Annotated in this window: 19 protein-coding genes and 3 tRNA genes; 15 read left to right on the plus strand and 7 right to left on the minus strand. The window is 64.2% G+C overall.

The window, feature by feature from the left end; translation table 11 throughout:
• From FZZ93_RS14925 to FZZ93_RS14940, 4 genes are all read right to left on the minus strand, one after another.
• A tRNA-Asp gene (locus FZZ93_RS14925) sits at window positions 1-77 on the minus strand.
• A 28-nt stretch (window positions 78-105) separates the two neighbouring features.
• Window positions 106-182: transfer RNA gene (locus FZZ93_RS14930), tRNA-Asp, on the minus strand.
• Between the two features lie 40 nt (window positions 183-222).
• Window positions 223-298 (minus strand) — tRNA-Val (locus FZZ93_RS14935).
• Window positions 299-640: 342 nt separating this feature from the next.
• Window positions 641-1,348 carry an alpha/beta family hydrolase gene (locus tag FZZ93_RS14940; protein WP_149323107.1) on the minus strand — a complete coding sequence of 236 codons (708 nt, stop codon included), beginning with the start codon at window positions 1,346-1,348 and terminating at the stop codon, window positions 641-643.
• A 158-nt stretch (window positions 1,349-1,506) separates the two neighbouring features.
• On the opposite strand from FZZ93_RS14940, the gene ccoN reads away from it, so the two are divergent.
• The 9 genes from ccoN to FZZ93_RS14985 all read left to right on the plus strand — a co-directional run bounded on the left by ccoN (window position 1,507) and on the right by FZZ93_RS14985 (window position 10,270).
• Complete coding sequence (gene ccoN / locus FZZ93_RS14945; RefSeq protein ID WP_149323108.1) at window positions 1,507-2,934, plus strand: cytochrome-c oxidase, cbb3-type subunit I; 1,428 nt, start codon at window positions 1,507-1,509, stop codon at window positions 2,932-2,934.
• Window positions 2,935-2,950: 16 nt separating this feature from the next.
• Entirely contained in the window at window positions 2,951-3,559 is a 609-nt protein-coding gene (gene ccoO, locus FZZ93_RS14950) for a cytochrome-c oxidase, cbb3-type subunit II (protein ID WP_149323109.1), read from the plus strand.
• Between the two features lie 2 nt (window positions 3,560-3,561).
• A complete protein-coding gene (locus tag FZZ93_RS14955; protein WP_149323110.1) occupies window positions 3,562-3,771 on the plus strand; it encodes a cbb3-type cytochrome oxidase subunit 3 in 210 nt (69 codons plus the stop codon).
• Window positions 3,768-4,712: a cytochrome-c oxidase, cbb3-type subunit III gene (ccoP, locus tag FZZ93_RS14960; protein WP_149323111.1), complete on the plus strand. Its 945-nt coding sequence runs from the start codon at window positions 3,768-3,770 to the stop codon at window positions 4,710-4,712. Before FZZ93_RS14955 ends, ccoP begins: the two co-directional genes overlap by 4 nt.
• 185 nt (window positions 4,713-4,897) lie before the next feature.
• Window positions 4,898-6,301 carry a cytochrome c oxidase accessory protein CcoG gene (gene ccoG / locus FZZ93_RS14965; RefSeq protein WP_149323112.1) on the plus strand — a complete coding sequence of 468 codons (1,404 nt, stop codon included), beginning with the start codon at window positions 4,898-4,900 and terminating at the stop codon, window positions 6,299-6,301.
• On the plus strand, window positions 6,301-6,813 hold the full coding sequence (locus tag FZZ93_RS14970) for a FixH family protein (protein WP_149323113.1): 513 nt from the start codon (window positions 6,301-6,303) through the stop codon (window positions 6,811-6,813). Before ccoG ends, FZZ93_RS14970 begins: the two co-directional genes overlap by 1 nt.
• A gap of 3 nt (window positions 6,814-6,816) precedes the next feature.
• Entirely contained in the window at window positions 6,817-9,270 is a 2,454-nt protein-coding gene (locus FZZ93_RS14975) for a heavy metal translocating P-type ATPase (protein WP_149323114.1), read from the plus strand.
• The gene (gene ccoS, locus FZZ93_RS14980) at window positions 9,267-9,485 is read left to right on the plus strand and encodes a cbb3-type cytochrome oxidase assembly protein CcoS (RefSeq protein ID WP_149323115.1); all 219 of its coding nucleotides are present in this window, start codon (window positions 9,267-9,269) and stop codon (window positions 9,483-9,485) included. The genes FZZ93_RS14975 and ccoS overlap by 4 nt, the downstream gene beginning before the upstream one ends.
• Complete coding sequence (locus tag FZZ93_RS14985) at window positions 9,482-10,270, plus strand: sulfite exporter TauE/SafE family protein (protein ID WP_149323116.1); 789 nt, start codon at window positions 9,482-9,484, stop codon at window positions 10,268-10,270. Before ccoS ends, FZZ93_RS14985 begins: the two co-directional genes overlap by 4 nt.
• 182 nt (window positions 10,271-10,452) lie before the next feature.
• Here the strand turns inward: FZZ93_RS14985 and ttcA are convergent, their stop codons facing one another.
• The 3 genes from ttcA to FZZ93_RS15000 all read right to left on the minus strand — a co-directional run bounded on the left by ttcA (window position 10,453) and on the right by FZZ93_RS15000 (window position 13,926).
• Window positions 10,453-11,334 (minus strand): tRNA 2-thiocytidine(32) synthetase TtcA, encoded by an 882-nt coding sequence (gene ttcA, locus FZZ93_RS14990; RefSeq protein ID WP_246146233.1) that lies wholly within the window; start codon window positions 11,332-11,334, stop codon window positions 10,453-10,455.
• A gap of 96 nt (window positions 11,335-11,430) precedes the next feature.
• On the minus strand, window positions 11,431-12,057 hold the full coding sequence (locus tag FZZ93_RS14995) for a 3'-5' exonuclease (protein ID WP_149323117.1): 627 nt from the start codon (window positions 12,055-12,057) through the stop codon (window positions 11,431-11,433).
• A gap of 54 nt (window positions 12,058-12,111) precedes the next feature.
• Window positions 12,112-13,926, minus strand: a complete 1,815-nt coding sequence (locus tag FZZ93_RS15000) for a putative nucleotidyltransferase substrate binding domain-containing protein (RefSeq protein ID WP_149323118.1) — start codon at window positions 13,924-13,926, stop codon at window positions 12,112-12,114.
• A gap of 513 nt (window positions 13,927-14,439) precedes the next feature.
• On the opposite strand from FZZ93_RS15000, the gene FZZ93_RS15005 reads away from it, so the two are divergent.
• From FZZ93_RS15005 to mntR, 6 genes are all read left to right on the plus strand, one after another.
• Window positions 14,440-14,700, plus strand: coding sequence for a DUF4212 domain-containing protein (locus tag FZZ93_RS15005; protein ID WP_149323119.1), 261 nt, complete (start codon window positions 14,440-14,442; stop codon window positions 14,698-14,700).
• 4 nt (window positions 14,701-14,704) lie between these two features.
• On the plus strand, window positions 14,705-16,498 hold the full coding sequence (locus FZZ93_RS15010) for a sodium:solute symporter family protein (RefSeq protein WP_149323120.1): 1,794 nt from the start codon (window positions 14,705-14,707) through the stop codon (window positions 16,496-16,498).
• A gap of 94 nt (window positions 16,499-16,592) precedes the next feature.
• On the plus strand, window positions 16,593-17,108 hold the full coding sequence (locus FZZ93_RS15015) for a hypothetical protein (RefSeq protein WP_187774546.1): 516 nt from the start codon (window positions 16,593-16,595) through the stop codon (window positions 17,106-17,108).
• 143 nt (window positions 17,109-17,251) lie between these two features.
• Window positions 17,252-21,193 carry a hybrid sensor histidine kinase/response regulator gene (locus tag FZZ93_RS15020; RefSeq protein WP_149323122.1) on the plus strand — a complete coding sequence of 1,314 codons (3,942 nt, stop codon included), beginning with the start codon at window positions 17,252-17,254 and terminating at the stop codon, window positions 21,191-21,193.
• Window positions 21,194-21,342: 149 nt separating this feature from the next.
• Window positions 21,343-22,623: an Nramp family divalent metal transporter gene (locus tag FZZ93_RS15025; protein WP_246146234.1), complete on the plus strand. Its 1,281-nt coding sequence runs from the start codon at window positions 21,343-21,345 to the stop codon at window positions 22,621-22,623.
• A gap of 10 nt (window positions 22,624-22,633) precedes the next feature.
• Complete coding sequence (gene mntR, locus FZZ93_RS15030; protein WP_149323124.1) at window positions 22,634-23,044, plus strand: manganese-binding transcriptional regulator MntR; 411 nt, start codon at window positions 22,634-22,636, stop codon at window positions 23,042-23,044.
• The last annotated feature ends 32 nt before the right edge of the window (window positions 23,045-23,076 follow it).

Consider the following 23,076-nt stretch of genomic DNA (forward strand, 5'->3'; position numbering starts at 1 on the left):
TGGCGGACCGGACGGGACTCGAACCCGCGACCTCCGGCGTGACAGGCCGGCATTCTAACCAACTGAACTACCGGTCCACAAGATGACTGGCGGCACAGGATGCGATGGCGGACCGGACGGGACTCGAACCCGCGACCTCCGGCGTGACAGGCCGGCATTCTAACCAACTGAACTACCGGTCCGCTTGCGCTACCTGCTACATGATCGGGCATGACTACGTCATGGTGGGTGGTACAGGGATCGAACCTGTGACCCCCAGCTTGTAAGGCTGGTGCTCTCCCAGCTGAGCTAACCACCCCCGGTCACGTGGCGCTGCATTCTACAGGGACGGTGCCCATTGTCAACGCGTTTTTTTCGTATATCCCTGACTGACGCCCGTGAATAACCCCACCTCTATCATCTACTTGGAAGCACTGGCAGGCGCTAGACACCGGAACAAGGGGAGCACCGATTTATGTCGCGAGCGACGAGAGGCTGGCCACCGCCGGAACAGAAAAACCGCAGTTTACATGGTAGTAAATGAGGATTATGAGTACCGCCGGTGGTCAGGATCGCTAGGCCCGTTCCTACGGGCCCACGCACTTCCCACCTCCATGTGGGTCGTCGAGCGCAGCAATAAATCAGTGCTCCCCTCAAGGCATCATGCGTGGCGCGCCATAAACTCGGCAATGCCACGTGCCCCCTCGTGGATCAGTTCAATCTGGGTCAGTCCCGAGGCACGCCGTGGTCGCCAGTCGTGCTCGCCGTCCTTCAGCCAGTACACCTCGGCGACATCGGGCAGGTCATAGCCGTCGACCTCGTCGCGGGTACCGAAGGGGTCACGCTCTCCTTGCATCACCAGGGTCGGGCACCGCAATGCCGGCCAATGCTCGAGCCGCCGTCGCTCCGGGCGGCGCGGTGGATGGAAGGGATAACCACACAGTACCAGGCCGGCCGCCCCGTCCCGAGCCGCCAGCATGCTGGCCACGCGCCCCCCCATGGACTTTCCGCCCAGCCACAGCGGTGCTTCCAGATGGGGCGACAGAACGTCGCGCCAACTCGCCAGCTCCTCGACCAGCTTCTCGACCCGAGGTGGCGGCCGGCGGCGTCCCTCACGACGCATGCGGCGCAGATACGCGAATTCGACGGCCAGAGTCTGCACCCCGGCATCGGCCAAGGCACGCCGCAGCTCGAGCAGGAAGTCAGAATCCTGCCCCGCACCGGCGCCATGCGTCAGCAGCAGGCGCCCTTTCCGGCACCCGCCCTGCACCTGGAGCGGGCCGAGCGCCTCGGAACCTTCGACGCTTCCCGCACCCTGTTCGAGCGCTCGCCTCAGCTCGGCGGCATCGATACTTTCGTTGATTCTCACGCTTTCTGTTGACACTACATTGCCTATATTGTGTACCAAATGATTACATATATGTATTCATTTAATGGATCGACTCGGCTAGACTCCTGCGAATCGGCATGCCAAGGCAAGCGAGATCGACCAAGGCGCCGGCAGACTAACGCTGGATGGAAACCCGCATGAACAACGCATTCGAGCACCCGACCTACAATTACAAGGTGGTCCGGCAGTTCGCGGTCATGACGGTGGTCTGGGGCATCGTGGGCATGTCCTGTGGCCTCGTCATCGCTTCGCAGCTGGTATGGCCACAACTCAACCTCGGCCTGCCTTGGACGAGCTTCGGCCGCCTGCGACCGCTGCACACCAACCTGGTGATCTTCGCCTTCGGCGGATCGGCGCTGTTCGCGACCTCCTACTACGTGGTGCAGCGCACCTGCCAGACCCGGCTGTGGTCCGACCGGCTCGCGGCCTTCACCTTCTGGGGCTGGCAGGCGGTGATTCTCTCGGCGTTGATCAGCCTGCCGCTGGGCTACACCACCACCAAGGAATACGCCGAGCTCGAGTGGCCGATCAGCCTGCTGCTGGCTGTGGTGTGGATCGCCTATGCCATCGTCTTCCTGGGCACCATCAAGCAGCGCCGCACCTCGCACATCTATGTGGCCAACTGGTTCTTCGCCGCCTTCATCCTCACCGTGGCGGTGCTGCACATCGTCAACAACGCGGCCATTCCCGTCTCCGCGATGCACTCGATCTCGATCTACCCGGGTGCCATCGACGCCATGACCCAGTGGTGGTACGGCCACAACGCCGTGGGCTTTTTCCTGACCGCGGGCTTCCTGGGCATGATGTACTACTTCGTGCCCAAGCAAGCCGAGCGCCCGGTCTACTCCTACCGGCTGTCGATCGTGCATTTCTGGGCACTGATCATGGTCTACATGTGGGCCGGCCCGCACCACCTGCACTACACCGCCCTGCCCAACTGGACCCAGTCGCTCGGCATGGTGTTGTCGATCATCCTGCTGGCCCCCTCCTGGGGCGGCATGATCAACGGCATGATGACCCTCTCCGGTGCCTGGCACAAACTGCGCACCGACCCGACCCTGCGCTTTTTGGTGGTGGCATTGTCCTTCTACGGAATGTCCACCTTCGAGGGACCGATGATGGCGGTGAAGACCGTCAACGCCCTCTCCCACTACACCGACTGGACCATCGGCCATGTCCACTCCGGTGCGCTCGGCTGGGTGGCGATGATCACCATCGGTTCGCTGTATCACATGGTCCCTCGCCTGGTCGGCGAAACACAGATGCACTCGGTGCGCTTGATCGCCGTGCACTTCTGGCTGTCGACCATCGGTACGGTGCTCTACATCGCCGCCATGTGGGTCAACGGCATCCTCCAGGGCCTGATGTGGCGCGCCATCAACGACGATGGAACCTTGATGTACAGCTTCATGGAATCCGTCGAGGCCAGCGGGCCGGGCTATGCGGTGCGCATGATCGGTGGCCTGTTCTGGGTAATCGGCATGCTGATCATGGCCTACAACGTCGCCATGACCCTGCGCCGCCAGCCGGCCGGCGCCGAACGCCCCCTGCCACAGACCGCCTGAGCCGACGGAGCATCCCATGAGACACGAGATCGTCGAGAAGAACGTTGGCCTGCTCGCCGTGCTGATCCTGGTGGTGATCAGCTTCGGCGGCATGGCGGAAATCGTGCCGCTGTTCTTCCAGAAGCAGACCACCGAGCCTGTGGAAGGCCTCGAGCCACTCGCTCCTCTGGAGCTGGCTGGCCGTGATATTTACCGGCGCGAGGGCTGCGTCGGTTGCCATTCGCAGATGGTGCGTCCCTTCCGTGCTGAGACGGAGCGCTACGGGCACTACAGCGTGGCCGGCGAATCCGTCTACGAATACAACTTCCTGTGGGGCTCCAAGCGCACCGGCCCCGACCTGGCCCGAGTCGGCGGTCGCTACAGCGACGACTGGCACCGCGCGCACCTCTACAACCCGCGTGACGTGGTGCCTGGCTCGGTGATGCCCGCCTACCCCTGGCTGTTCGATAACACCCTCGACGGCGCCCATATCGGCGACAAGATGCGCGCCCTGCAGACGCTCGGCGTGCCCTACAGCGACGAGCAGATAAGCGGCGCCCGGGAAGCCGTCGAAGGCAAGAGCGAGATCACCGCCCTGGTGGCTTACCTGCAACAACTGGGCACCGTGCTCGAGGACAAGCGCTGATCATGGATACCGGAACGCTGAACGGCATCATCATCATCCTGCTGATTGTCGCCTTCGTCGGGCTCACCCTGTGGGCCTACTCGAAGGGCCGCCGGGCGGACTTCGATGAGGCGGCTCACCTGCCCTTCGCCGACGACCCGGCGCCGGAACGCGACACTCCGGACGAGCGGGCGACCGAGAAGCGACACGACAAGGGAGGCAGGAAGGCATGAATTCGCTTTGGGGGAACGACCTTTCCGGCTTCTGGAGCGCCTGGATCATCATCATCACGCTGGGCACCATCGCGCTCAGCGCCTGGCTGCTGTTCGCCAATCGCAAGACCGACAAGCAACCCGACGCCGAGGGCCAGGTAACAACTACCGGCCACGCCGCCGATGGTATCGAGGAATACGACAATCCCTTGCCACGCTGGTGGTTCAAGCTCTATGTCGGCACGGTGCTCTTCGCCCTCGGCTACCTGGCGCTCTATCCGGGACTGGGCAACTTCGCCGGCCTGCTGGACTGGAGCCAGGAAGCCCAATGGGAACGCGAGATGCACCAGGCCGAGGCCCGCTACGCACCGATCTTCGCCGGCTACGCCGAGCGTCCGATTCCCGAGCTGGCCGGCGATGCCGAGGCCATGCAGGTCGCCGAAAGACTCTTTCTCAACAACTGCGCCATCTGCCACGGCAACAATGCCCGGGGCGGCAACGGCTTTCCCGACCTCAGCGACGACGCCTGGCTCTACGGTGGCTCACCACAGGACATCGTCACCTCCATCACCCAGGGGCGCAGCGGTGCCATGCCGGCCTGGCAGCACCTGGGCGAGGAGACACTCGTCGACGTCACCCAGCATGTGCTGTCGCTGTCGGGCCAAGCCACCGCCCCGGCCCGGGCGGAAAAGGGCGCCGAGGTCTTCACCGCCATGTGCGCCAGCTGCCATCAGCCGGATGGCACCGGCAACCCGTTGATGGGCGCACCAAACCTGGCCGACGACGCCTGGCTCTATCGCGGCCCCGACCAGTCACTGGAGGCCGCGGTGCTCGAGACCCTGCGCAAGGGACGCAACGGGCAGATGCCGGCCCAGGTCGACTACCTCGGCGAGGATAAGGTTCATCTGGTGGCCGCCTATGTCTACCAGTTGAGTCGCCAGGTTCCAGAAAGCGCCGATTAGTTCCTCAACGAGTCGGCCGGCGACAAGCCTGCGCGAGGGCGCTGTGGCCCCATTCTTGGGCGCTACCTTTGCCATCCATGGCAAAGGACCCTCGCTTCGCCTTATCCCCGGCGCCCATGGCCATTGAAAGTTTGGCAATGCGCTCCGAGCCGTTGGAGACACGCCACCCGGGACAGGAGGACCAGATGAGCCAGGACATCCTCTACCGCGCAGCCGACGACCGGATACCGGTGACCGAGCTCGGTCATTCACTCTATGCGCCGCGGCGGCATATCCAGGTGCGCGAGGTCCGGGGACGCTTCCAGCGTTGGCGACGCGGCCTCAATGTGTCGCTGATGTCGGCGTTCTTCGCGCTCCCCTGGGTCACGCTCAACGGGCAGCCGGCAGTCTGGTTCGACCTGCCCGGCCGGGCTTTCCACCTCTTCGGCATGACCTTCTACCCGCAGGAGTTCATGCTGCTGTCGTGGCTGCTGATCATCGCCGCCTTCGCCCTGTTCTTCGTCACCGTGCTGGCCGGCCGGCTGTGGTGCGGCTATGCCTGCCCGCAGAGCGTCTGGACCTGGTGGTTCATCTGGGTCGAGCACCGGCTCGAAGGCCCCCGCCATCGGCGCGTCAAGCGCGAACAATGCAACATGGATGTCGACACGGCGTGCCGCAAGGGCTTCAAGCATGTCATCTGGCTCGTCATCGCGCTGGCCACCGGCCTCACCTTCGTCGGCTACTTCGCGCCGATCCGCGATCTGATCATGGCTCTGCCGCGCCTGGAAGCCAGCGGCTGGGCCTATGTCTGGCTCGGCCTGATCGCCGCCTTCACCTACCTCAACGCCGGCTGGCTGCGTGAGCAGATCTGCCTGCACATGTGCCCCTACGCGCGATTCCAGGCGGTGATGTTCGACCGCGACACCCTGACCGTCTCCTACGACGCCGAACGCGGCGAGCCCCGCGCTCCCCACCGCCGGGCGACCGGGACCGAGGGGCCAGGTGACTGTGTCGACTGCGGCCTCTGCGTCCAGGTGTGCCCCACCGGCATCGACATTCGCGATGGCCTTCAGCACGCCTGTATCGACTGCGCGGCCTGCATCGACGCTTGTGATGGCGTGATGGATCGCCTCGGCCGGCCACGCGGCCTGATTCGCTACGCCACCGAGAACGCCTTGGCCGGCAAGCCGGCTCGAATAGGTCGACCGCGCCTGCTCGGCTACCTGGCGATGCTACTGGCGATGCTCGCCCTGTTCGCCGTGACTCTTGCCGAGCGCACGCCGCTCGACCTCGACGTGGAACGAGACCGTCAGCGCCTGTTCCGGGTCACGCCCCAGGGCGATATCGCCAATGTCTATACCCTGACCGTGCGCAATCTGGACAACACCGACCATCGCTATCGCCTCGCCATCTCGGGGCTTGCCGGCCTGACACTGGACAAGCGAAAGTTCGCGGTGCCCGCCGGTCAGTCTCGCCAATGGGTGGTCGAGGCCAGTGTCGATCGTCAGGCCATCCATCGGCCCAGCCATGACATCCAGTGGCACCTCAAGGCCATCGACGCCGATATCTCACTCAGCCACGACAGCCGTTTCCTGGGAGGAACCCCCTGATGCCGATCGCCTCGTCCCCCACGCCTCCCTGGTACAAGCAATTCTGGCCCTGGTTCATCATCGCCCTGCTGGCCTCATCGGTGACCTTCAGCCTGGTCTACCTGGTCGCCTCGATCCGCTATTTCGATGGCACCGTGACACAGGACTATTACCAACGCGGCCTGGCGATCAACGAACAGCTAGCCAAGCAGGAAAACGCCAGCCAACTGGGGCTTGCCGCCCAATTGCGCGTCGATACTCTCACCGGCGACGTGATCGTCGACCTCGAGGGCCAGCGACGCCCCGAGCAACTGCATCTGGCGTGGATCTTCCCGACCGAGCATGGCCGTGACCGCCACCTGACGCTGCAACACGTCCAGCAGGGGCGCTACATCGGTACCCTCGACGCCCCCCTGCACCATCGCTGGTACCTGCATCTGCAGCCGACGCCCGGCGACGATGCCGCCTGGCGCCTCACTGGCGAGGCGCGCTTTCCCCACGAGGGCAGCATCGCCCTGACACCGGGCCTCTGAGCCATGACGGCCAGCCTCGACACCCCTTCGAGCGAGAGCTACGCCTGCTACCACTGTGGCGAGCCGGTGACCGGGCGCTCGCCCTGGACGCTCGAGCTCGACGGCTGCCGGCATCCGCTGTGCTGCCCCGGCTGCGAGGCCGTGGCCCGTGCCATCATCGAGGGAGGCCTGGCGAGTTATTACCGTTTTCGCACCGCGCTGCCCGAACGCCCCCTGGATCGCCGCGACGCCACAGCCGAGCAGTGGTCATTGTTCGACGACCCTGGCCTGCAGGCCAGCTTCGTGCACGACGATGACGCCGGCGTCCACGCCAGCCTGTCGGTGGACGGCATCACCTGTGCGGCTTGCGCCTGGCTGATCGAACACCGGCTCAACGCCCTCGAAGGCGTCACCGGCAGCGCCGTCGATCTCACTCACCACCGCCTGCGCCTGGGCTGGGATCCGCAACGTATCGCCCTCTCGCGCCTGCTCGCCGAGCTGGCGGCCATTGGCTACCCATCCCGCCCCTTTGAACCCGACGAGGCACAGCGGCGCCTACAACGCGAATCGCACCAACAACTGCGACGGCTGATCGTCGCCGCCCTGGGCATGATGCAGGCACTGATGTTCTCCCTGCCCTTCTACCTGGCAGGCAACACGGGCCTCGACGCCGACTTCGACCGCCTCTTCCACTGGCTGGCCCTGGCGTTGACCACCCCGGTGGTGCTGTACGCGGCGCAGCCCTTCTTCCTCCAAGCCTGGCGCGACCTGCGCACCCGCACCCTGGGCATGGATGTCCCGGTATCGCTGGCCATCGGCTCGGCCTACCTGGCCAGCGCCTGGGCGGTCGTCAGCGGCCGGGGCGAGGTCTATTTCGACTCGGTGAGCATGTTCACCTTCTTCCTGCTGTTCGGTCGCCATCTCGAGGCCCGCGCACGACGACGGGGCGGCGCCACCGGCAATGCGCTGGCCAACCTGCTGCCGATGTCGGCGACGCGCCTCGACGATGATGACGAGCCGCGCATCCTGCCGGCCAGCGAACTGCGCGCCGGCGACCGGGTACTGGTCAAACCGGGACACCGCGTACCCGCCGATGGCCTGATCGAGAGCGGCGCCTCCAGTCTCGACGAGTCGACGCTCACCGGCGAGACACAACCCGTGGTGCGGCGCATCGGCGACATCGTCACCGGCGGCAGCCAGAACCTCGAGAGCCCACTGACCCTGCGCATCACCCATGCCGGCCGCGACACCCGCGTTGCCGGCTTGCTCGACCTCACCGACCGGGCCTTCGCCAAGCGCCCGCGCATCGCCCTCAAGAGCGCCCGCCTGGCCCATCACTTCGTGCTCCAGGTACTGCTGATCGCCGCCGCCGTGGCGCTCGTCTGGTGGTTCATCGCCCCTGACCGGGCCTTCTGGGTCACGCTTTCGGTGCTGGTCGTCACCTGCCCCTGCGCCCTGGCACTGGCCACGCCCACCGCGCTCACCGCCGCCCACGGTCGACTGCATCGTCGCGGCGCCCTGCTGACCCGCGCCGATGCCCTGGAGTCGCTGGCCAGCATCGATCGCGTGATCTTCGACAAGACCGGTACCCTGACCACCGGCAAGATTCAGCTCATCGACACCCGCATTGTCGATGACGATGACCCGCGACACCTGCAGGCCATCGCCGCCGCGCTCGAGGCGCATTCGGAGCACCCCATCGCCAGTGCCTTTCACACGCATCGCTTGCCCGACGTGACCGCCGATGACGTCACCCGCCAGGCCGGTGGCGGACTGGAAGGCCGCATCGCGGGCACGAATTGGCGGCTCGGTCGCCCCGACTTCGCCGCCGACCGTGCGCCCGCCCCGCCCGACGACGGGCCCTGGCTGCTGCTCGCCGAAGAAGGCCGGCCCCGCGCCTGGTTCGCTCTGGACGATCGCCTGCGCGATGACGCCGACGCCACCCTGGCGGCGCTGCGCCTGGCCGGGCTCGAAGTGGAACTGCTCTCCGGCGACGCCGAACCCCGGGTCCGCGAGCTGGCCGAGCACCTGGGCATCGCCGACTGGCGGGCCGCGATGAGCCCGGAAGACAAGCTGGACAGGCTTCGTGCCCACCAGGCACGCGGCGAGCGCGTGGCCATGGTCGGCGATGGTGTCAACGACGTGCCTGTGCTGGCCGGCGCCGATGTGGCCTTCGCCATGAACGGCGCTACCGACCTGGCCCGCACCCGGGCCGATGTGATCCTGCTCACGCCCCGACTCCAGCGCGTTGCCGAGGCGATCGGACTCGCCCGCGCCACCCAGCGCGTCATTCGCCAGAACCTGGGCTGGGCACTGCTCTACAATCTGCTGGCGCTCCCGCTGGCGGCCTGCGGCCTGGTGCCTCCCTGGCTCGCCGCCATCGGCATGTCCCTGAGCTCACTGGTGGTTGTGGTCAATGCCCTGCGCCTGGCCCGCCCCGGGAGTTTCCGCCACTTCACGGCCCCGGTGTCGTCATGAGCATTCTCTATCTGCTAATTCCGCTGTCGCTCGTTCTGTTCGGCCTGGCCGTCTGGGCCTTTTTCTGGGCGGTGAACAACGACCAGTTCGACGACCTGGAAGGACCCGCCTACCGCATCCTGTTCGACGAGGATGACCCGCCCTCACCACGCCCTATGCGCCGACAGCAGGACGATGCCTCCACGCCTTTTCATGACCGGGAGAATGGCACATGAATCCGACCGGACTGGAACTCCCGCCCCTGGCGGCCGCCTTCGTCTTCGGCCTGCTGGGCGGCGCTCACTGCATCGGCATGTGCGGCGGCATCATGAGCGCCCTGACGTTTGCCGTGCCCCCCAGCATGCGCCAGCCAACGCGCCTGGCCGGCCTGCTGCTGGGCTACAACCTGGGCCGTATCACCAGCTACATGTGTGCCGGCGGCCTGATTGCCCTGCTCGGCACCATGATCGAGATCGCACCTGGCGCCCGTCTGGCGCTCCAGGTGCTGGCCGCCGTGATGCTGATCCTGATGGCGCTGTACATTGCCAACTGGTGGAAAGGCTTGCTGCGCCTCGAAGCCCTCGGGCGACATCTGTGGCGCCACCTGGAGCCCATGGGCAGGCGCTTGATGCCGGTGGTGACACTGCCCCAGGCCGTGGCGCTGGGTGCCGTATGGGGCTGGCTTCCCTGCGGCCTCGTCTACTCGATGCTGGCCTGGAGCCTGGCGACTGCCGATCCCGTCCAGGGCATCCTGCTGATGGGCGCCTTCGGCCTGGGCACCCTGCCGGCCCTGCTGGCGACCGGTCTGGTCGCCCGTCAGGTGGGGGCACTGATCCGCCATCCCGCCACCCGCACCCTGGCGGCACTGGCCATCATCGCCTTCGCCCTATGGCAACTCTGGGGAGTACTGTCCATGGGCACGATGGATCACGACCATATGAACCACGACCATATGACCCATGATCAGATGGATCATGGCCAAATGGAACATGACCCGATGGACGGGCATGCGGGGCACTAACGAAAGAGGGAAGAGGGAAGAGGGAAGAGGGAAGAGGGAAGAGGGAAGAGGGAAGAGGGAAGAGGGAAGAGGGAAGACAGGCTAGCCCCAGGGGTTGGGGCGTCAAGGGGGTCTTCCCTCTTAAAGGCGCGCAGCGCCGTTCTTCTCTCTTCCAGCGGCATTAGCCGCGTTCTTGGGGGTTCTTAGAGTTCCGTGAAATCAATGCGCGATGCCTGCATCCTCGCCTGCTTCTCCTCGAGGCCGGCGAAGTCGAAGAGCTCGCGGTCGGCGAGCTGCGACGGGGCCACGTTGGTCACCGCTTTGAACATGCTCTCCAGGCGTCCGGGATGCCGGGCTTCCCAGTCGGCCAGCATTTCCTTGACCACCTGGCGTTGCAGGTTGGGCTGGGAGCCGCACAGGTTGCAGGGGATGATGGGAAATTCCATGCGCCGGGAGAATTCGGCGATGTCCGCCTCGCGGCAGTAGGCCAGCGGGCGAATGACGATGTTCTTGCCGTCGTCGGAGAGCAGCTTGGGCGGCATCGACTTCAGGCTGCCACCGAAGAACATGTTGAGAAACAGCGTTTCCAGGATGTCCTCGCGGTGGTGCCCCAGGGCGATCTTGGTGGCGCCTATCTCTTCGGCGTATCCGTACAGCGAGCCACGACGCAGCCGCGAGCACAGCGAGCAGGTGGTCTTGCCCTCCGGGGTCTTCTCCTTGACCACCGAGTAGGTGTCGCGCTCGAGGATGTGATAATCGACGCCAATGCCTTCCAGGTACTCGGGCAGCACGTGCTCGGGGAAGCCGGGCTGCTTCTGGTCGAGATTGACCGCCACCAGCGAGAAGTTGACCGGGGCATTGCGCTGCAGGTTGCGCAGGATCTCGAGCATGGTGTAGCTGTCCTTGCCGCCGGACAGGCAGACCATCACCTTGTCGCCCTCGCGAATCATGTCGTAGTCGATGATGGCGTTGCCGACCTGACGTCGCAGGCGCTTCTGCAGCTTGTTGAACTCGCGCTTGGCCTTGGCGGCGTTTTGCTGAACGCCACCGTCGCTGGTGTTCCGGTCGGTATGGGAGTCGAACATCACGGCATCTTGCATGGTCACGGCGCTGCCAGGGCATCTACGGAATTCGGGGGCGCCTATCCTACCACCCCGACCGACACAGGCGAAGCGCCCGGCTCAGCTACTGCGTCGCCGTGCGGTGTCATCGCGGACCAGGCGCAGGTACATCAAGGCGGTGGTCACCGCGTCGCCCAGCGCGCTGTGGCGACCCATCACCGGCACGTCGAGCCGTTCGGCGGCCTCTTCGAAACGCGGCCGCCCCTCGAGTTGAGGATGACGATAGCGCTGGCGCCGCTGGTAGAGCGGTGCCACGTCAACAGCGGCATTGGGCAGGTCGAAGCCGAAACGTGGCCGCAAGCCTCGGTTCAGCAGGGCCAGTTCGTCTTCCAGGTGCCACCCCACCAGGGGCCGATTACCGACGAAATCCAGGAATCGTTCCAGGGCGTCGTCCAGGGGGTCGCCATCATCCAGGTCGATACCACGCAGCCCGTGCCGACAAACGGTTTCTTGCGTGAGTCCAGCCGGTCGCCGCACATGCAGATCGAGCGACTCGCTGGTCAAGACCCGATCCCCGCTCAATCGCACGGCGGCAATGGCTATCGGCTCGCCATGACGGTCGGCCGGTTCGGTGGCGCGACAGGCCACGGCGGCCATTTCATCGCCGGTATAGGGCTGGAAGAGCCAGCCGTATCGGCTATCGGCATAACGCCGCCGATCGGCCGCTCGTCGCAAGGCCTTGAACATGATGTTTTCCTCCCTGTCGATCCCGATTCCCTGCCGGGCCGTCATGATTGCTCTTCAGGCATATTCCAGGTGATAGCGATGGGTCAGCCGCTGCTTGAAGTCCTTGACGATGTGCAGCGCTTCGCGCAACAGATCACGTTCCAGCGACGACAGCTCCTGCACCACCACACGGTCCGGCTCGCCTTCCTTGCCATCGAGGCGTTCGAGCTGCTGTTTCAGGCGCAGCTCGGTGAACAGTGACAGCGCTTCGCCCAGGTCCTCGGCGAAACGGGCTTCCAGTCGACCATCGGCCACCAGGGCATCGAGTCGCTCCAGCGTCGAGGTCACCGTGATGTTGCGCTCCAGGGCCATGACCCTGACACCGTGCACGACCGGGAAGATTCCGCCCTTCTTGATGTCGATGCCGTGCTGAGGCTTCTTCAACGAGCCGAACAGTGTCAGCGGCGTCGAAAAGCGCAGCACCGGGCGTGCGAAGTGCGACAGCAGGATTTCGTCCCCGGCGCAACGCTCGAAGAGCGCGTCTCGCAGACGTGCGAGCAATGCCGGATTGCCTGCCATGGCCTGGGCATCGAGCAGGATGGCCAGGTTCATCAGCGAGTCCGCATCGCTGCGTCGCGCCCAGGTCTCGATACGCTCTCGCCACTGGGTCTCACCGCCGATCCATTGCGGATTGGACACCATGATGCCGCCGGGACAGGGCGGGTAACCGAGTTCGAGCAACGCATCACTGAAGGCGCGCATGCGGGTCTCACGCTCCGGCCAGGCCAGGTCGTCCTCCAGGATCAGGCCATTGTCCTGATCGGTCTTGAGTACCTGTTCTCCGCGCCCCTCGCTACCCATGACCATCAGGCAGCTCGCACCGTGATAGCGCTCGTCGACGAGCAAGTCCCATGTCTTGCCGATGATGCGTCCGTTCAATGCCGCCAGCAGGCCCATGACGAAACGGGGCTTGGCGCCCTGGGCCATCAACCCCCTCACCAGGTCGGGCATCAAGCGGCTGGCCTCCGACAGCGATGCCAGATCATCGGCCTGCTCCACGCGCAGGCTGACCACGTGGCTGCGGCTGGAGAAATGACTGAGCGCATCGGTCAACTCCACGACGCCCACGGGAGTGGCATCTTCCATGACCACGATCCGCTCGACACGGTGACGGGTCATCGCCACCAGCGCCTCGAACAGGTATTGATCCGGACGTGCCGTGACCAGCGCGAAGTTGGCAATGGAACGCACCGGCGCGTTCTGCGGCCACTTCTCCAGTACCAGGGCGTTGAGCAGATCGGTCTTGGTCACCATCCCCGCACCGCTCTCGCCCTCGACCAGCAAGCTATCGACATGCTGCGCATCCAGCGTGGCCACCGCCTCGGTGATAGTGGCCGTCCTCGCCAGGAGATGCGGCCGGCGCATGCATTCCCGCGTCCGCGCCAGCATGGCGCCGGCCATGGCAGTACCGCCCGAGGCTCGCTGGGCAGCCAGCAAGCGCGTCTTGTGCGCCAGGTTGCGTCGAAAGCTTTCGGCGAAGGCCGAATAGTCATCGCACAACGCCAAAAACTCCCCCCTGGGCAACAGATAACACAGGGTCTCCTGCTCGGCGCAGAAACGATATCGGCTCTGCCCGTGCAGGATGCTGATGGCCCCGAACAGATCACCAGCGGTGTAGTGGCCGATGCGCTCCGGTTCACCGGGCTGGGTGACATCCAGCTCGGCGACCTCGCCCTTGTGGATCAAGAAGACGTTCTCGCCTGCCTGGCCGGCCTCGAGAATGATCTCACCCCGGCCGAAATAGACCAGATCGAGGCTGCCGCTCACCCGAGCTCGCCCGGCATCATCGAGCAGGCTGAACGGCAGTTGAGAAAGATCAACATCGACCATGACAAGAGCCTCGCGGCGTGATCATCACCCGTCGCCTTTTCAGGGTGTTCATCGGAAAAGCGGGATCATTCATTCAGCATGGCGCGAAAGCTCCCACCCGACGGGTTCTTGGAATCAGACTAGCAAAGCCCAGGCCATGGCAAGAATCCATACCATGGTTCTATATGCCGAAGTCGTAAGAGCATGACGTCTAATCACAACGGCGTAATACTATCGTTCCATGCTGCGCGGCCCTCTTTAACCTCAAAGCCTTTCTTGCCGCTATACCATGGTCCCATATCGACTTAAGGAGTATATCCAAAAAATCTTCAATAACGACATAATCCATTGATTAAAAAAAGATAAAGACAAACAACCTTATATCTTAATGGCCATTGATACCAAAGTATGGGCTTTCTTTTTTTACATTATTGACCAGCATTACCCATGATTCCGTGGCGGGAGACTCAGTCTCATCGCCACGCCCGATGGGTGCAACTTTCCGACCTCGACAACAAAACGGAGAGCATGACAATGGCAGACAAGAAATCCAATGCCGAAGCCTACTGGGCGGCCAATATACGACTGATAGCAGGATGTCTGGTCGTCTGGGCCCTGGTGTCCTATGGCTGCGCCATCCTGCTGAGGCCGCTGTTGGCCAGCATCCCGATCGGCGGTACCGACCTAGGGTTCTGGTTTGCCCAGCAGGGTTCGATACTGACCTTCATCGGCATCATCTTCTTCTATGTCTGGAAGATGAACCGGCTGGATAAACAGTTCGGGCTCGAGGAGTAACCCAATGAGTCAATTCGCTATCAACATCCTCTTCGTGGGTGCCTCCTTCGCCCTGTACATCGGCATTGCCATCTGGGCCAAGGTCGGCTCGACCAAGGACTTCTATGTTGCCGGTGGCGGCATTCACCCGATCACCAACGGCATGGCCATCGGGGCCGACTGGATGTCGGCGGCCTCCTTCATTTCCATGGCCGGCCTGATCGCCGCCGGCGGCTATGCCAACTCAACCTTCCTGATGGGTTGGACCGGCGGCTATGTACTGCTGGCGACCCTGCTGGCGCCCTATCTGCGAAAATTCGGCAAGTTCACCGTCCCGGAATTCATCGGCGACCGCTTCTACAGCAAACCCGCACGCATGGTCGCGGTGATCTGTCTGATCGTCGCCTCGGTGACCTACGTCATCGGCCAGATGGCAGGTGCCGGCGTAGCCTTCTCGCGTTTTCTCGAGGTGGACGCCACCACCGGGCTGATAATTGCCGCCGTGGTAATCTTCTTCTACTCGGTATTGGGGGGCATGAAGGGCATCACCTACACCCAGGTGGCCCAGTACATCGTGCTGATCATCGCCTATACCATTCCGGCGATCTTCATCTCGCTGGAACTGACTGACAATCCCATTCCGCCACTCGGGCTGTTCTCCACCCATAGCGAATCCGGCGTACCGCTGCTGGCCAAGCTCAATGAAGTGGTTACCGCCCTGGGCTTCAACGAGTACACAGCGGACGTGGACAACAAGCTCAACATGGTGCTGTTCACCCTCTCGCTGATGATCGGTACCGCCGGCCTGCCCCACGTCATCATCCGCTTCTTCACGGTTCCCAAGGTGGCGGATGCCCGCTGGTCAGCCGGCTGGGCCCTGGTGTTCATCGCCCTGCTCTACCTGACGGCTCCCGCCGTGGCCTCCATGGCGCGCCTCAACATCGCCACCACGGTCTATCCCGAGATGGCCAGCCAGGTCGAGGACGTCGAGCAGGCCACCGCCAATCCGATTCTCTACGAGGATCGTCCCAACTGGATCCGCACCTGGGAGGAAACCGGACTGATCCAGTACGAAGACAAGAACGGCGACGGCCGCATCCAGCTCTACAACGACAGCGACTCCTTCGCGTCGACCGCCGAGCAGCGCGGCTGGGAAGGCAACGAGCTCAGCGTCAACAACGACATCCTGGTGCTGGCCAACCCGGAGATTGCCAACCTGCCCGGCTGGGTCATCGGCCTGATCGCCGCTGGCGGGCTTGCCGCGGCACTCTCCACCGCCGCCGGTCTGCTGCTGGCCATCTCTTCGGCAATCAGTCATGACCTGATCAAAGGGGCAATCAACCCACGCATCACCGAGAAAGGCGAGCTGCTGGCGGCTCGGATATCGATGTCCGTCGCCATCATTGTGGCCACTTATCTGGGGGCCAATCCTCCGGGCTTCGCGGCACAGGTCGTGGCACTGGCCTTCGGCATCGCCGCCGCCTCGCTGTTCCCGGCACTGATGATGGGGATCTTCTCCAAGCGGGTGAACAATACAGGCGCCATCACCGGCATGCTGACCGGCCTGATCTTCACCCTGGTGTACATCTTCATCTACAAGGGTTGGTTCTTCATTCCCGGTACCAACAACCTGCCGGATACGGCGGAGCACTGGGTGCTGGGCATCTCGCCGCTCTCCATCGGAGCCGTGGGCGCCATCATCAACTTCGCGATGGCCTTCACCATCTCCCGGATGACGGCCGAGCCGCCCCAGGAGATCCAGGATCTCGTCGAAAGCGTTCGCTATCCCAAGGGCGCTGGCACTGCCACCGGCCACTAGGCCATAATCCCACCTCGGCGTCGTCCACGGCGCCGATCACAATCCTTGCATCGGGCTTCCTTCGGGAAGCCCGATGACCGTCAGGAAGGCCTACATGATTTGGCATTTGATCGCGGCGATCTTCGCCGGCCTCGGCGCGGCGGGCATCGGACTACTATTGCGCACCCTGAGCGGCAAGCGGCTACCGCGCTGGGTCGTTCCGGTATGTGCCGGCCTCGGCATGCTCGGCTACCAGGTGCAGCATGAATACGGCTGGTTCGAGCACAAGCGGCAACAACTTCCCGACTCGGCAAAAGTCGTCGCCACCACCCAGGAACCGGCCCTCTGGCGCCCCTGGACCTACCTGCTGCCGATGACCACGGCCTTCACGGTGGTGGATCGTGACGACCGGATCGTCACGACGGCGGACGGACAGCGATTGGTGGAATTCATTCTCTACCGCTTCACCTCCGGCGCCTCCGAGCGCGTGGTCCATCAGACCCAGCTTTTGAACTGCGACAGCCGCGAACTGGTCCCGCTCAGCGAGGAGCAACGCCAGCCGCAGACCGACGAGCTGCGCCGCCTGACGGACTCGGATCCGCTCTACCGGGAGATCTGCCAAGCGAATTGAGGGGCGCCCATGAGTCGCTCTCTCGCCCGTTTTCCCGTTGCCATGCCTCCCCTGCGACTCGCTCCCCCATGTCGACCGTCAACAGGGGCGTTTGACCGCCCGCCAGGCTGCTAGAATAGCCGCATCACGTAAGGGAGATGCGCATGTTCGCTGGCTGGCTACTGATCGTCGTTTCGCTGTTGTATGTCGCCGTCCTGTTCGCCATTGCTTGGCGCGGCGACCGCCTGGCCAGAACGCGAGGGGCTACCCGACGCCGTCCGATCGTCTACAGCCTGGCGCTGGCCATCTATTGCACCTCCTGGACCTTCCATGGCGCCGTCGGGCAGGCCGCAACCTCGGGGTGGTCCTTCGCCAGCATCTTCGTCGGGCCGATTCTCACCTTGCTGCTGTTCTGGCCGGTGCTGGCCAAGATGATCCGGGTCGCCAAGCACCAGAACGTGACCTCGATCGCCGACTTCATCGCCTCGCGCTACGGCAAGACCCAGTCGCTGGCCGCCTTCGCCAGCCTGGTAGCCTTGATCGGCACCCTGCCCTACATCGTGCTGCAGTTGAAGGCCGTCTCCACCTCCTTCAGCGTGCTGACCTCGGAGGCGGACATTACCCGTGCGCCAGTCTTCGGCGACACCGCCTTCTATGTGGCGCTGGTCATGGCGGCCTTCGCCATCCTCTTCGGTACCCGCCACACCGACGCCACCGAGCACCACGAGGGCCTGATCCATGCCGTGGCCTTCGAGTCGCTGATCAAGCTGGTAGCCTTCCTGACGCTGGGCGCCTACGTGACCTGGGGCATGTTCGATGGCCTCGGCGATCTGCTGGCCTTCGCCGACATTCAACTCGAGCTGCAGCGCCAGCTCGCCCAGCAGGATTTCGGCCAGGGTTTCTGGGCCCAGACCCTGCTGGCCATGCTCGCCATCCTCTGCCTGCCGCGCCAGTTCCATGTAGCAGTGGTGGAGAACACCCATCGCGACGATGCCGCCAAGGCCCGTTGGCTGTTCCCGCTCTACCTGGTGGCCTTCGGCTTCTTCGTGCTGCCGCTGGCCGCCGCCGGCCTGACCATCTTCGCCGACACCAATGTATCGCCCGACTCCTATGTCCTGGCGCTGCCCATGGCCGCCGGCAGCGAATGGCTGACCCTGTTGACCTTCATCGGCGGCTTCTCGGCCTCCACCGGCATGGTGATCGTCGCCGCGGTGGCAGTGTCGATCATGATCTCCAACGAGATCGTCATCCCCGCCCTGTTCCGCCTACGCTGGTTCGACACCAAGGCCCGCGACTATGGCCGCCTGGTGCTGCGCGCCCGGCGCATCACCATCGGCGTGATCCTGGCGCTGGCCTACGGCGCCTACCAGTTGATCGGCGACTTCAGTTCCCTGGCCGCCATCGGCATGCTGTCCTTCGCCGCTGCCGCCCAGTTCGCCCCGGCTCTGATCGGCGGACTCTACTGGAAGCGTGGCAATCGCCTGGGTGTGATCGTGGGCATGAACGCCGGCTTCGCAATCTGGGCCTATAGTCTGCTGATGCCGGATCTGATCGCCGCCGGCGTGCTTCCCGAGGCATGGCTGTATGGCGGGCCGCTGAACATCGGCTGGCTCTCGCCCACCGCCCTGTTCGGCCTTAATGTCGGCGATAGCTTTACCCACGGCGTGATGCTGTCGCTGGGCGTCAATCTGGTCTCCTACATCTTCGTTTCCCAGATGACGCCACAGCGCGTGGTCGAGCGCATCCAGGCCTCGCTGTTCGTCGACAGCGTCGAGACCCGCCAGACCTCGGTGAACCGTCCCTGGACCGGCGCCACCACGGTAGGCGATCTCAAGGTCCTGTGCGAACGCTTCCTCGGTGCCGGTCAGGTCAGTCGCGCCTTCGACGACTATGCCCGTCGTATCGGCAAGCCGCTGGAAGACAACGCCCGGGCCTCCATCGACGTGATCCAGTTCACCGAACGCTTTCTGGCCTCGGTGCTCGGCGCCTCCTCGGCGCGTATCGTGGTCAACTCAGCGCTGCAGGGCCGAGGCATCGGCATTTCGGACGTCATTTCCATCGTCGACGAAGCCTCTCAGGTACTGGAATTCAACCGTGCCCTGCTTCAGGCAACCATCGAGAACATCAACCAGGGCATCAGCGTGGTCGACCAGAACCTGCGCCTGGTGGTCTGGAACCAGCGCTACCTGGAGCTGTTCCGCTTTCCCGATCACCTGATCCGGGTCGGCGCGCCGATCGATCGCATCTTCCTCTACAACGCCCACAACGGCGAATACGGTCCCGGCGATCCCGAGGAACACGTCCAGTTGCTGCTCGACAACATCCGCGAGGGCCAGCCCCACCGCTATGTGCGCTACCGCCAGGACGGCAGCGTACTGGAGGTGCAGGGCAACCCCATGCCGGGGGGCGGCTTCGTCTACACCTATCAGGACATCACCCAGCAAAAGCGTACTGAGGAAGCGCTGATCCGCTCGGAAAACAACATCCGCATCTACACCGATAACGTGCCGGCGCTGATCGCCTATTTCGACAAGGACTGCCGCTACCTCTTCACCAACCGCGCCTACGAACAGGCCTTCGAGATCGATCGTAACGAGGTCATCGGCAAGCCCTTGCAGACGGTGATCCCCGAGGACATGGCCCAGGAACGTGCGCCCTGGATTGACCGTGCCCTCGGCGGTGAACGAGTCAGTTTCGAGGTCTCGCTGCAATTGCCCGAAGGCATCCGCTACATGCTGGTCACCTATACGCCGCACTTCGGCGACAGCGGCGCTATCCTCGGTTTCTTCGCCCTCTACCAGGACATTACCGAGCGCCGCCGCGCCGAGATCGCCCTCAAGGAAACCAATGAGACCCTGGAGGAACGCGTCCGCGAACGCACCCAGGCGCTCTCCGAGGCCAACGCCGCCCTGCGCCAGGAGAACCGGGTGCGCGCCGAGGCCGAGCAGGCACTGCGCCAGGCCAAGCAGGTGGCCGAGGATGCCAACGCCTCCAAGACCCGCTTCCTGGCGGCGGCCAGCCATGACCTGCTGCAGCCGCTCAATGCCGCGCGCCTGTTCACTTCGGCCCTCTCCCAGGAGATGGATGCCGACGACATGAAACGCACCATCGGCCACATCGACAACTCGCTGCAGGCCGCCGAAGAGTTGCTCGGCACGCTTCTCGACATTTCCAAGCTCGACGCAGGCGCCCTGACACCCCGCCGCAGCCACTTCGCCCTGGCAGACATCTTCCGACCACTGCGCGCCGAGTTCGAGGTGATGGCCGAGGATCGAGGGCTCGATCTGGTCGTCGTGCCCAACCGTGCCTGGGTCGACAGCGACGCCCAGATGCTGCGACGCATCGTGCAGAACTTCCTGTCCAACGCCATTCGCTACACCCAGGAAGGCCGTGTGCTACTGGGCTGCCGCCGCCAAGGCGAACGGCTGTCCATCGAAGTCTGGGACAGCGGCCCAGGCATCCCGGAGGCCAAGCAGGCCGAAATCTTCCAGGAATTTCGCCGCCTCGACCAAGCATCTCGCCACAAGGAAGGCGAAAAGGGGCTCGGCCTGGGTCTCTCCATCGCCGAGCGCATGAGCCGAGTGCTCAACCATCCCATTCGCGTGCGCTCCTGGGAAGGCGTCGGCACCGTCTTCTCGATCAGCGTACCGGTCGTTGAAGCCCGCACTCAGGAAGCCACCGAGGAGAGCAAGCCACGCCGTGTCGGCAACAAGCTGGCCGGCACGCGAATTCTGTGCATCGACAACGAATCGCTGATCCTGGAGGGCATGAAAGCGATGCTCACGGGCTGGGGCTGCGAAGTCTTCACCGCCACCTCCATCGGCGGTGCCAAGTCGGTACTGCGCCACCTGGACGCCGACCCCGATGCCATCCTGGCCGACTATCATCTCGACAACGAGGTCACCGGCCTGATGGCCATGGAAGCGCTCGGCGAGCGGCTGCATGGCAACGTGCCCGGCATCGTGATCACCGCCGACCGCACCGAGGAGGTCGCCGAGGCCGTCAAGCGCGCCGGCTATCATCTCTTGCTCAAGCCGGTACGCCCCGCCGCGCTGAGGGCTCTGTTGACCCGCACTCTGCAGGCCAGCCGAGCCGCCGCCCGCTAGCACTCCGCGCGGGGCGACGAGGATCGCTCGTCCCGCGCCCCTCTCGATAGGCAGCGACAATCACGAGTACGGGAAATCGCTATTGGTCAACGTGGCGACCATGGATTAACCTATAGACCAGTTATTAACCATGGTTAATGAGTGTTTCCATGTTTTCCGCCATTTCCAACGACGCGATTCGCGACAAGGCCGACGCGACGCTGAGCGGGCGTCGTCGACGCTGGGGCTGGACGCCCTTCTTCGGCCCTGCATTGATCGCTGCCGTGGCCTATATCGACCCCGGCAACTTCGCTACCAACATCGAGGCCGGTTCACGGTATGGCTACACCCTGCTGTGGGTGGTGCTCGGCGCCAACCTGATGGCGATGCTGATCCAGACCCTGTCGGCGAGACTGGGACTGGCTACCGGTCGCAATCTGCCCGAAATCATCCGCGATCGTTATCCCCGCCCGCTGGTATGGTGCTACTGGGTCCAGGCCGAGATCGTCGCCATCGCCACCGACCTCGCCGAATTCCTCGGCGCGGCCCTGGCCTTCAATCTGCTCTTCGGCCTCTCGCTGATGGAAGGCGCCCTGCTCACCGGCCTGATCACCTACCTGGCCCTGCTGCTCCATCGCCAGGGCTTCCGCCTGATGGAGATAGTCATCGGCGCCATGATCATGGCGGTGGCCAGCGGCTTCCTCCTGGAAATGCTGCTCGGCACGCCCGATCTCGCACCACTGCTCGAAGGCCTGCTGCTCCCGAGCTTTCCCGACAGCTATTCCCTCTACCTGGCCGCCGGCATTCTCGGCGCCACCGTGATGCCTCATGTCATCTATCTGCATTCGGCGCTTTCCCAGAACCGCATCCAGACCCGCGACGAAGGGCAGCGCAAGCGCCTGATGCGCTATTACCGGATCGACGTCATCGTCGGCATGGCGATCGCCGGCCTGGTCAACCTGAGCATGCTGGCCATGGCGGCGGCGGTCTTCCACGCCCAGGGACGGCTCGACATCGCCACCATCAGCGACAGCTACCAATTGCTTTCGCCAATGATGGGCCAGCAACTCGCCAGCCATGTCTTCGGCCTGGCCCTGCTGCTGGCGGGCCTGTCGTCCTCGATCGTCGGCACCCTGTCGGGTCAGGTGATCATGCAGGGCTTCGTCAACTTCACCATTCCCATCTGGCTACGCCGGTTGGTCACCATGCTGCCCGCGCTGGCCGTCATCATGCTGGGCATCTCCGAACAGAAGGCGCTGGTCGCCAGCCAGGTCATCCTCAGCTTCGGCATCCCTTTTGCCCTGATCCCTCTGTTATGCTTTACGTCTGATCGCCGACTCATGGGCAATCTGGTCAACAGCAGATCCGTCACCGCCATCGGCGGGGCCATCTGCACGCTGATCATCGCGCTCAACGGCTATGTGCTGTTCTTCACCCTGACGGGTCACTGACAGGTCGCCAATGCCATCCTTGCCCAAGCATGAATATTTCCGGCGCGTTCGGCAGGACCACCAGACCGAGCTGGTCGAGGACTACGTCGAGGAAATCGCCCATCTGCACGCACTGCACGGCGAGGCCCGCGCCAGCGACCTCGCCGAATGCTTCGGCGTCAGTACCGCCGCCGTCTCCAAGGTGATCACGCGACTCAAGCGCGATGGGCTGGTCATTGCCCGCCCCTACCGCGGCATCTTCCTGACGCCGCTCGGTGACGACATGGCCAAGCGGGTCGCCAATCGCCATACCGTGGTACTGGAGGTCCTGCGCAAGCTCGGCGTGCCCGAGGAGACCGCCCGGGCCGATTCGGAGGGCATCGAGCACCACTGCAGCGAGGCAACGGTGGAGGCCATGCGCCGTTACCTGAACGACGACTGACGCGCTGCGTTCCACCACCGGAAACCGAAAAC

The sequence above is a fragment of the Halomonas eurihalina genome (genome assembly GCF_008274785.1).
Classification (GTDB): Bacteria; Pseudomonadota; Gammaproteobacteria; order Pseudomonadales; family Halomonadaceae; genus Halomonas; species Halomonas eurihalina.

What these genes read in the sequence shown, in the direction of transcription:
- FZZ93_RS15000 (WP_149323118.1), bottom strand. Translation starts at nt 13,926, where the DNA reads ATGGTCGATGTTGATCTTTCTCAACTGCCGTTCAGCCTGCTCGATGAT.
- ccoO (WP_149323109.1), top strand. Translation starts at nt 2,951, where the DNA reads ATGAGACACGAGATCGTCGAGAAGAACGTTGGCCTGCTCGCCGTGCTG.
- ccoP (WP_149323111.1), top strand. Translation starts at nt 3,768, where the DNA reads ATGAATTCGCTTTGGGGGAACGACCTTTCCGGCTTCTGGAGCGCCTGG.
- FZZ93_RS15005 (WP_149323119.1), top strand. Translation starts at nt 14,440, where the DNA reads ATGGCAGACAAGAAATCCAATGCCGAAGCCTACTGGGCGGCCAATATA.
- FZZ93_RS14975 (WP_149323114.1), top strand. Translation starts at nt 6,817, where the DNA reads ATGACGGCCAGCCTCGACACCCCTTCGAGCGAGAGCTACGCCTGCTAC.
- ttcA (WP_246146233.1), bottom strand. Translation starts at nt 11,334, where the DNA reads ATGTTCGACTCCCATACCGACCGGAACACCAGCGACGGTGGCGTTCAG.
- FZZ93_RS15015 (WP_187774546.1), top strand. Translation starts at nt 16,593, where the DNA reads ATGATTTGGCATTTGATCGCGGCGATCTTCGCCGGCCTCGGCGCGGCG.
- FZZ93_RS15025 (WP_246146234.1), top strand. Translation starts at nt 21,343, where the DNA reads ATGTTTTCCGCCATTTCCAACGACGCGATTCGCGACAAGGCCGACGCG.
- FZZ93_RS14970 (WP_149323113.1), top strand. Translation starts at nt 6,301, where the DNA reads ATGCCGATCGCCTCGTCCCCCACGCCTCCCTGGTACAAGCAATTCTGG.
- ccoN (WP_149323108.1), top strand. Translation starts at nt 1,507, where the DNA reads ATGAACAACGCATTCGAGCACCCGACCTACAATTACAAGGTGGTCCGG.
- FZZ93_RS14995 (WP_149323117.1), bottom strand. Translation starts at nt 12,057, where the DNA reads ATGTTCAAGGCCTTGCGACGAGCGGCCGATCGGCGGCGTTATGCCGAT.
- ccoS (WP_149323115.1), top strand. Translation starts at nt 9,267, where the DNA reads ATGAGCATTCTCTATCTGCTAATTCCGCTGTCGCTCGTTCTGTTCGGC.
- FZZ93_RS14985 (WP_149323116.1), top strand. Translation starts at nt 9,482, where the DNA reads ATGAATCCGACCGGACTGGAACTCCCGCCCCTGGCGGCCGCCTTCGTC.
- FZZ93_RS14955 (WP_149323110.1), top strand. Translation starts at nt 3,562, where the DNA reads ATGGATACCGGAACGCTGAACGGCATCATCATCATCCTGCTGATTGTC.
- mntR (WP_149323124.1), top strand. Translation starts at nt 22,634, where the DNA reads ATGCCATCCTTGCCCAAGCATGAATATTTCCGGCGCGTTCGGCAGGAC.
- FZZ93_RS15020 (WP_149323122.1), top strand. Translation starts at nt 17,252, where the DNA reads ATGTTCGCTGGCTGGCTACTGATCGTCGTTTCGCTGTTGTATGTCGCC.
- FZZ93_RS15010 (WP_149323120.1), top strand. Translation starts at nt 14,705, where the DNA reads ATGAGTCAATTCGCTATCAACATCCTCTTCGTGGGTGCCTCCTTCGCC.
- ccoG (WP_149323112.1), top strand. Translation starts at nt 4,898, where the DNA reads ATGAGCCAGGACATCCTCTACCGCGCAGCCGACGACCGGATACCGGTG.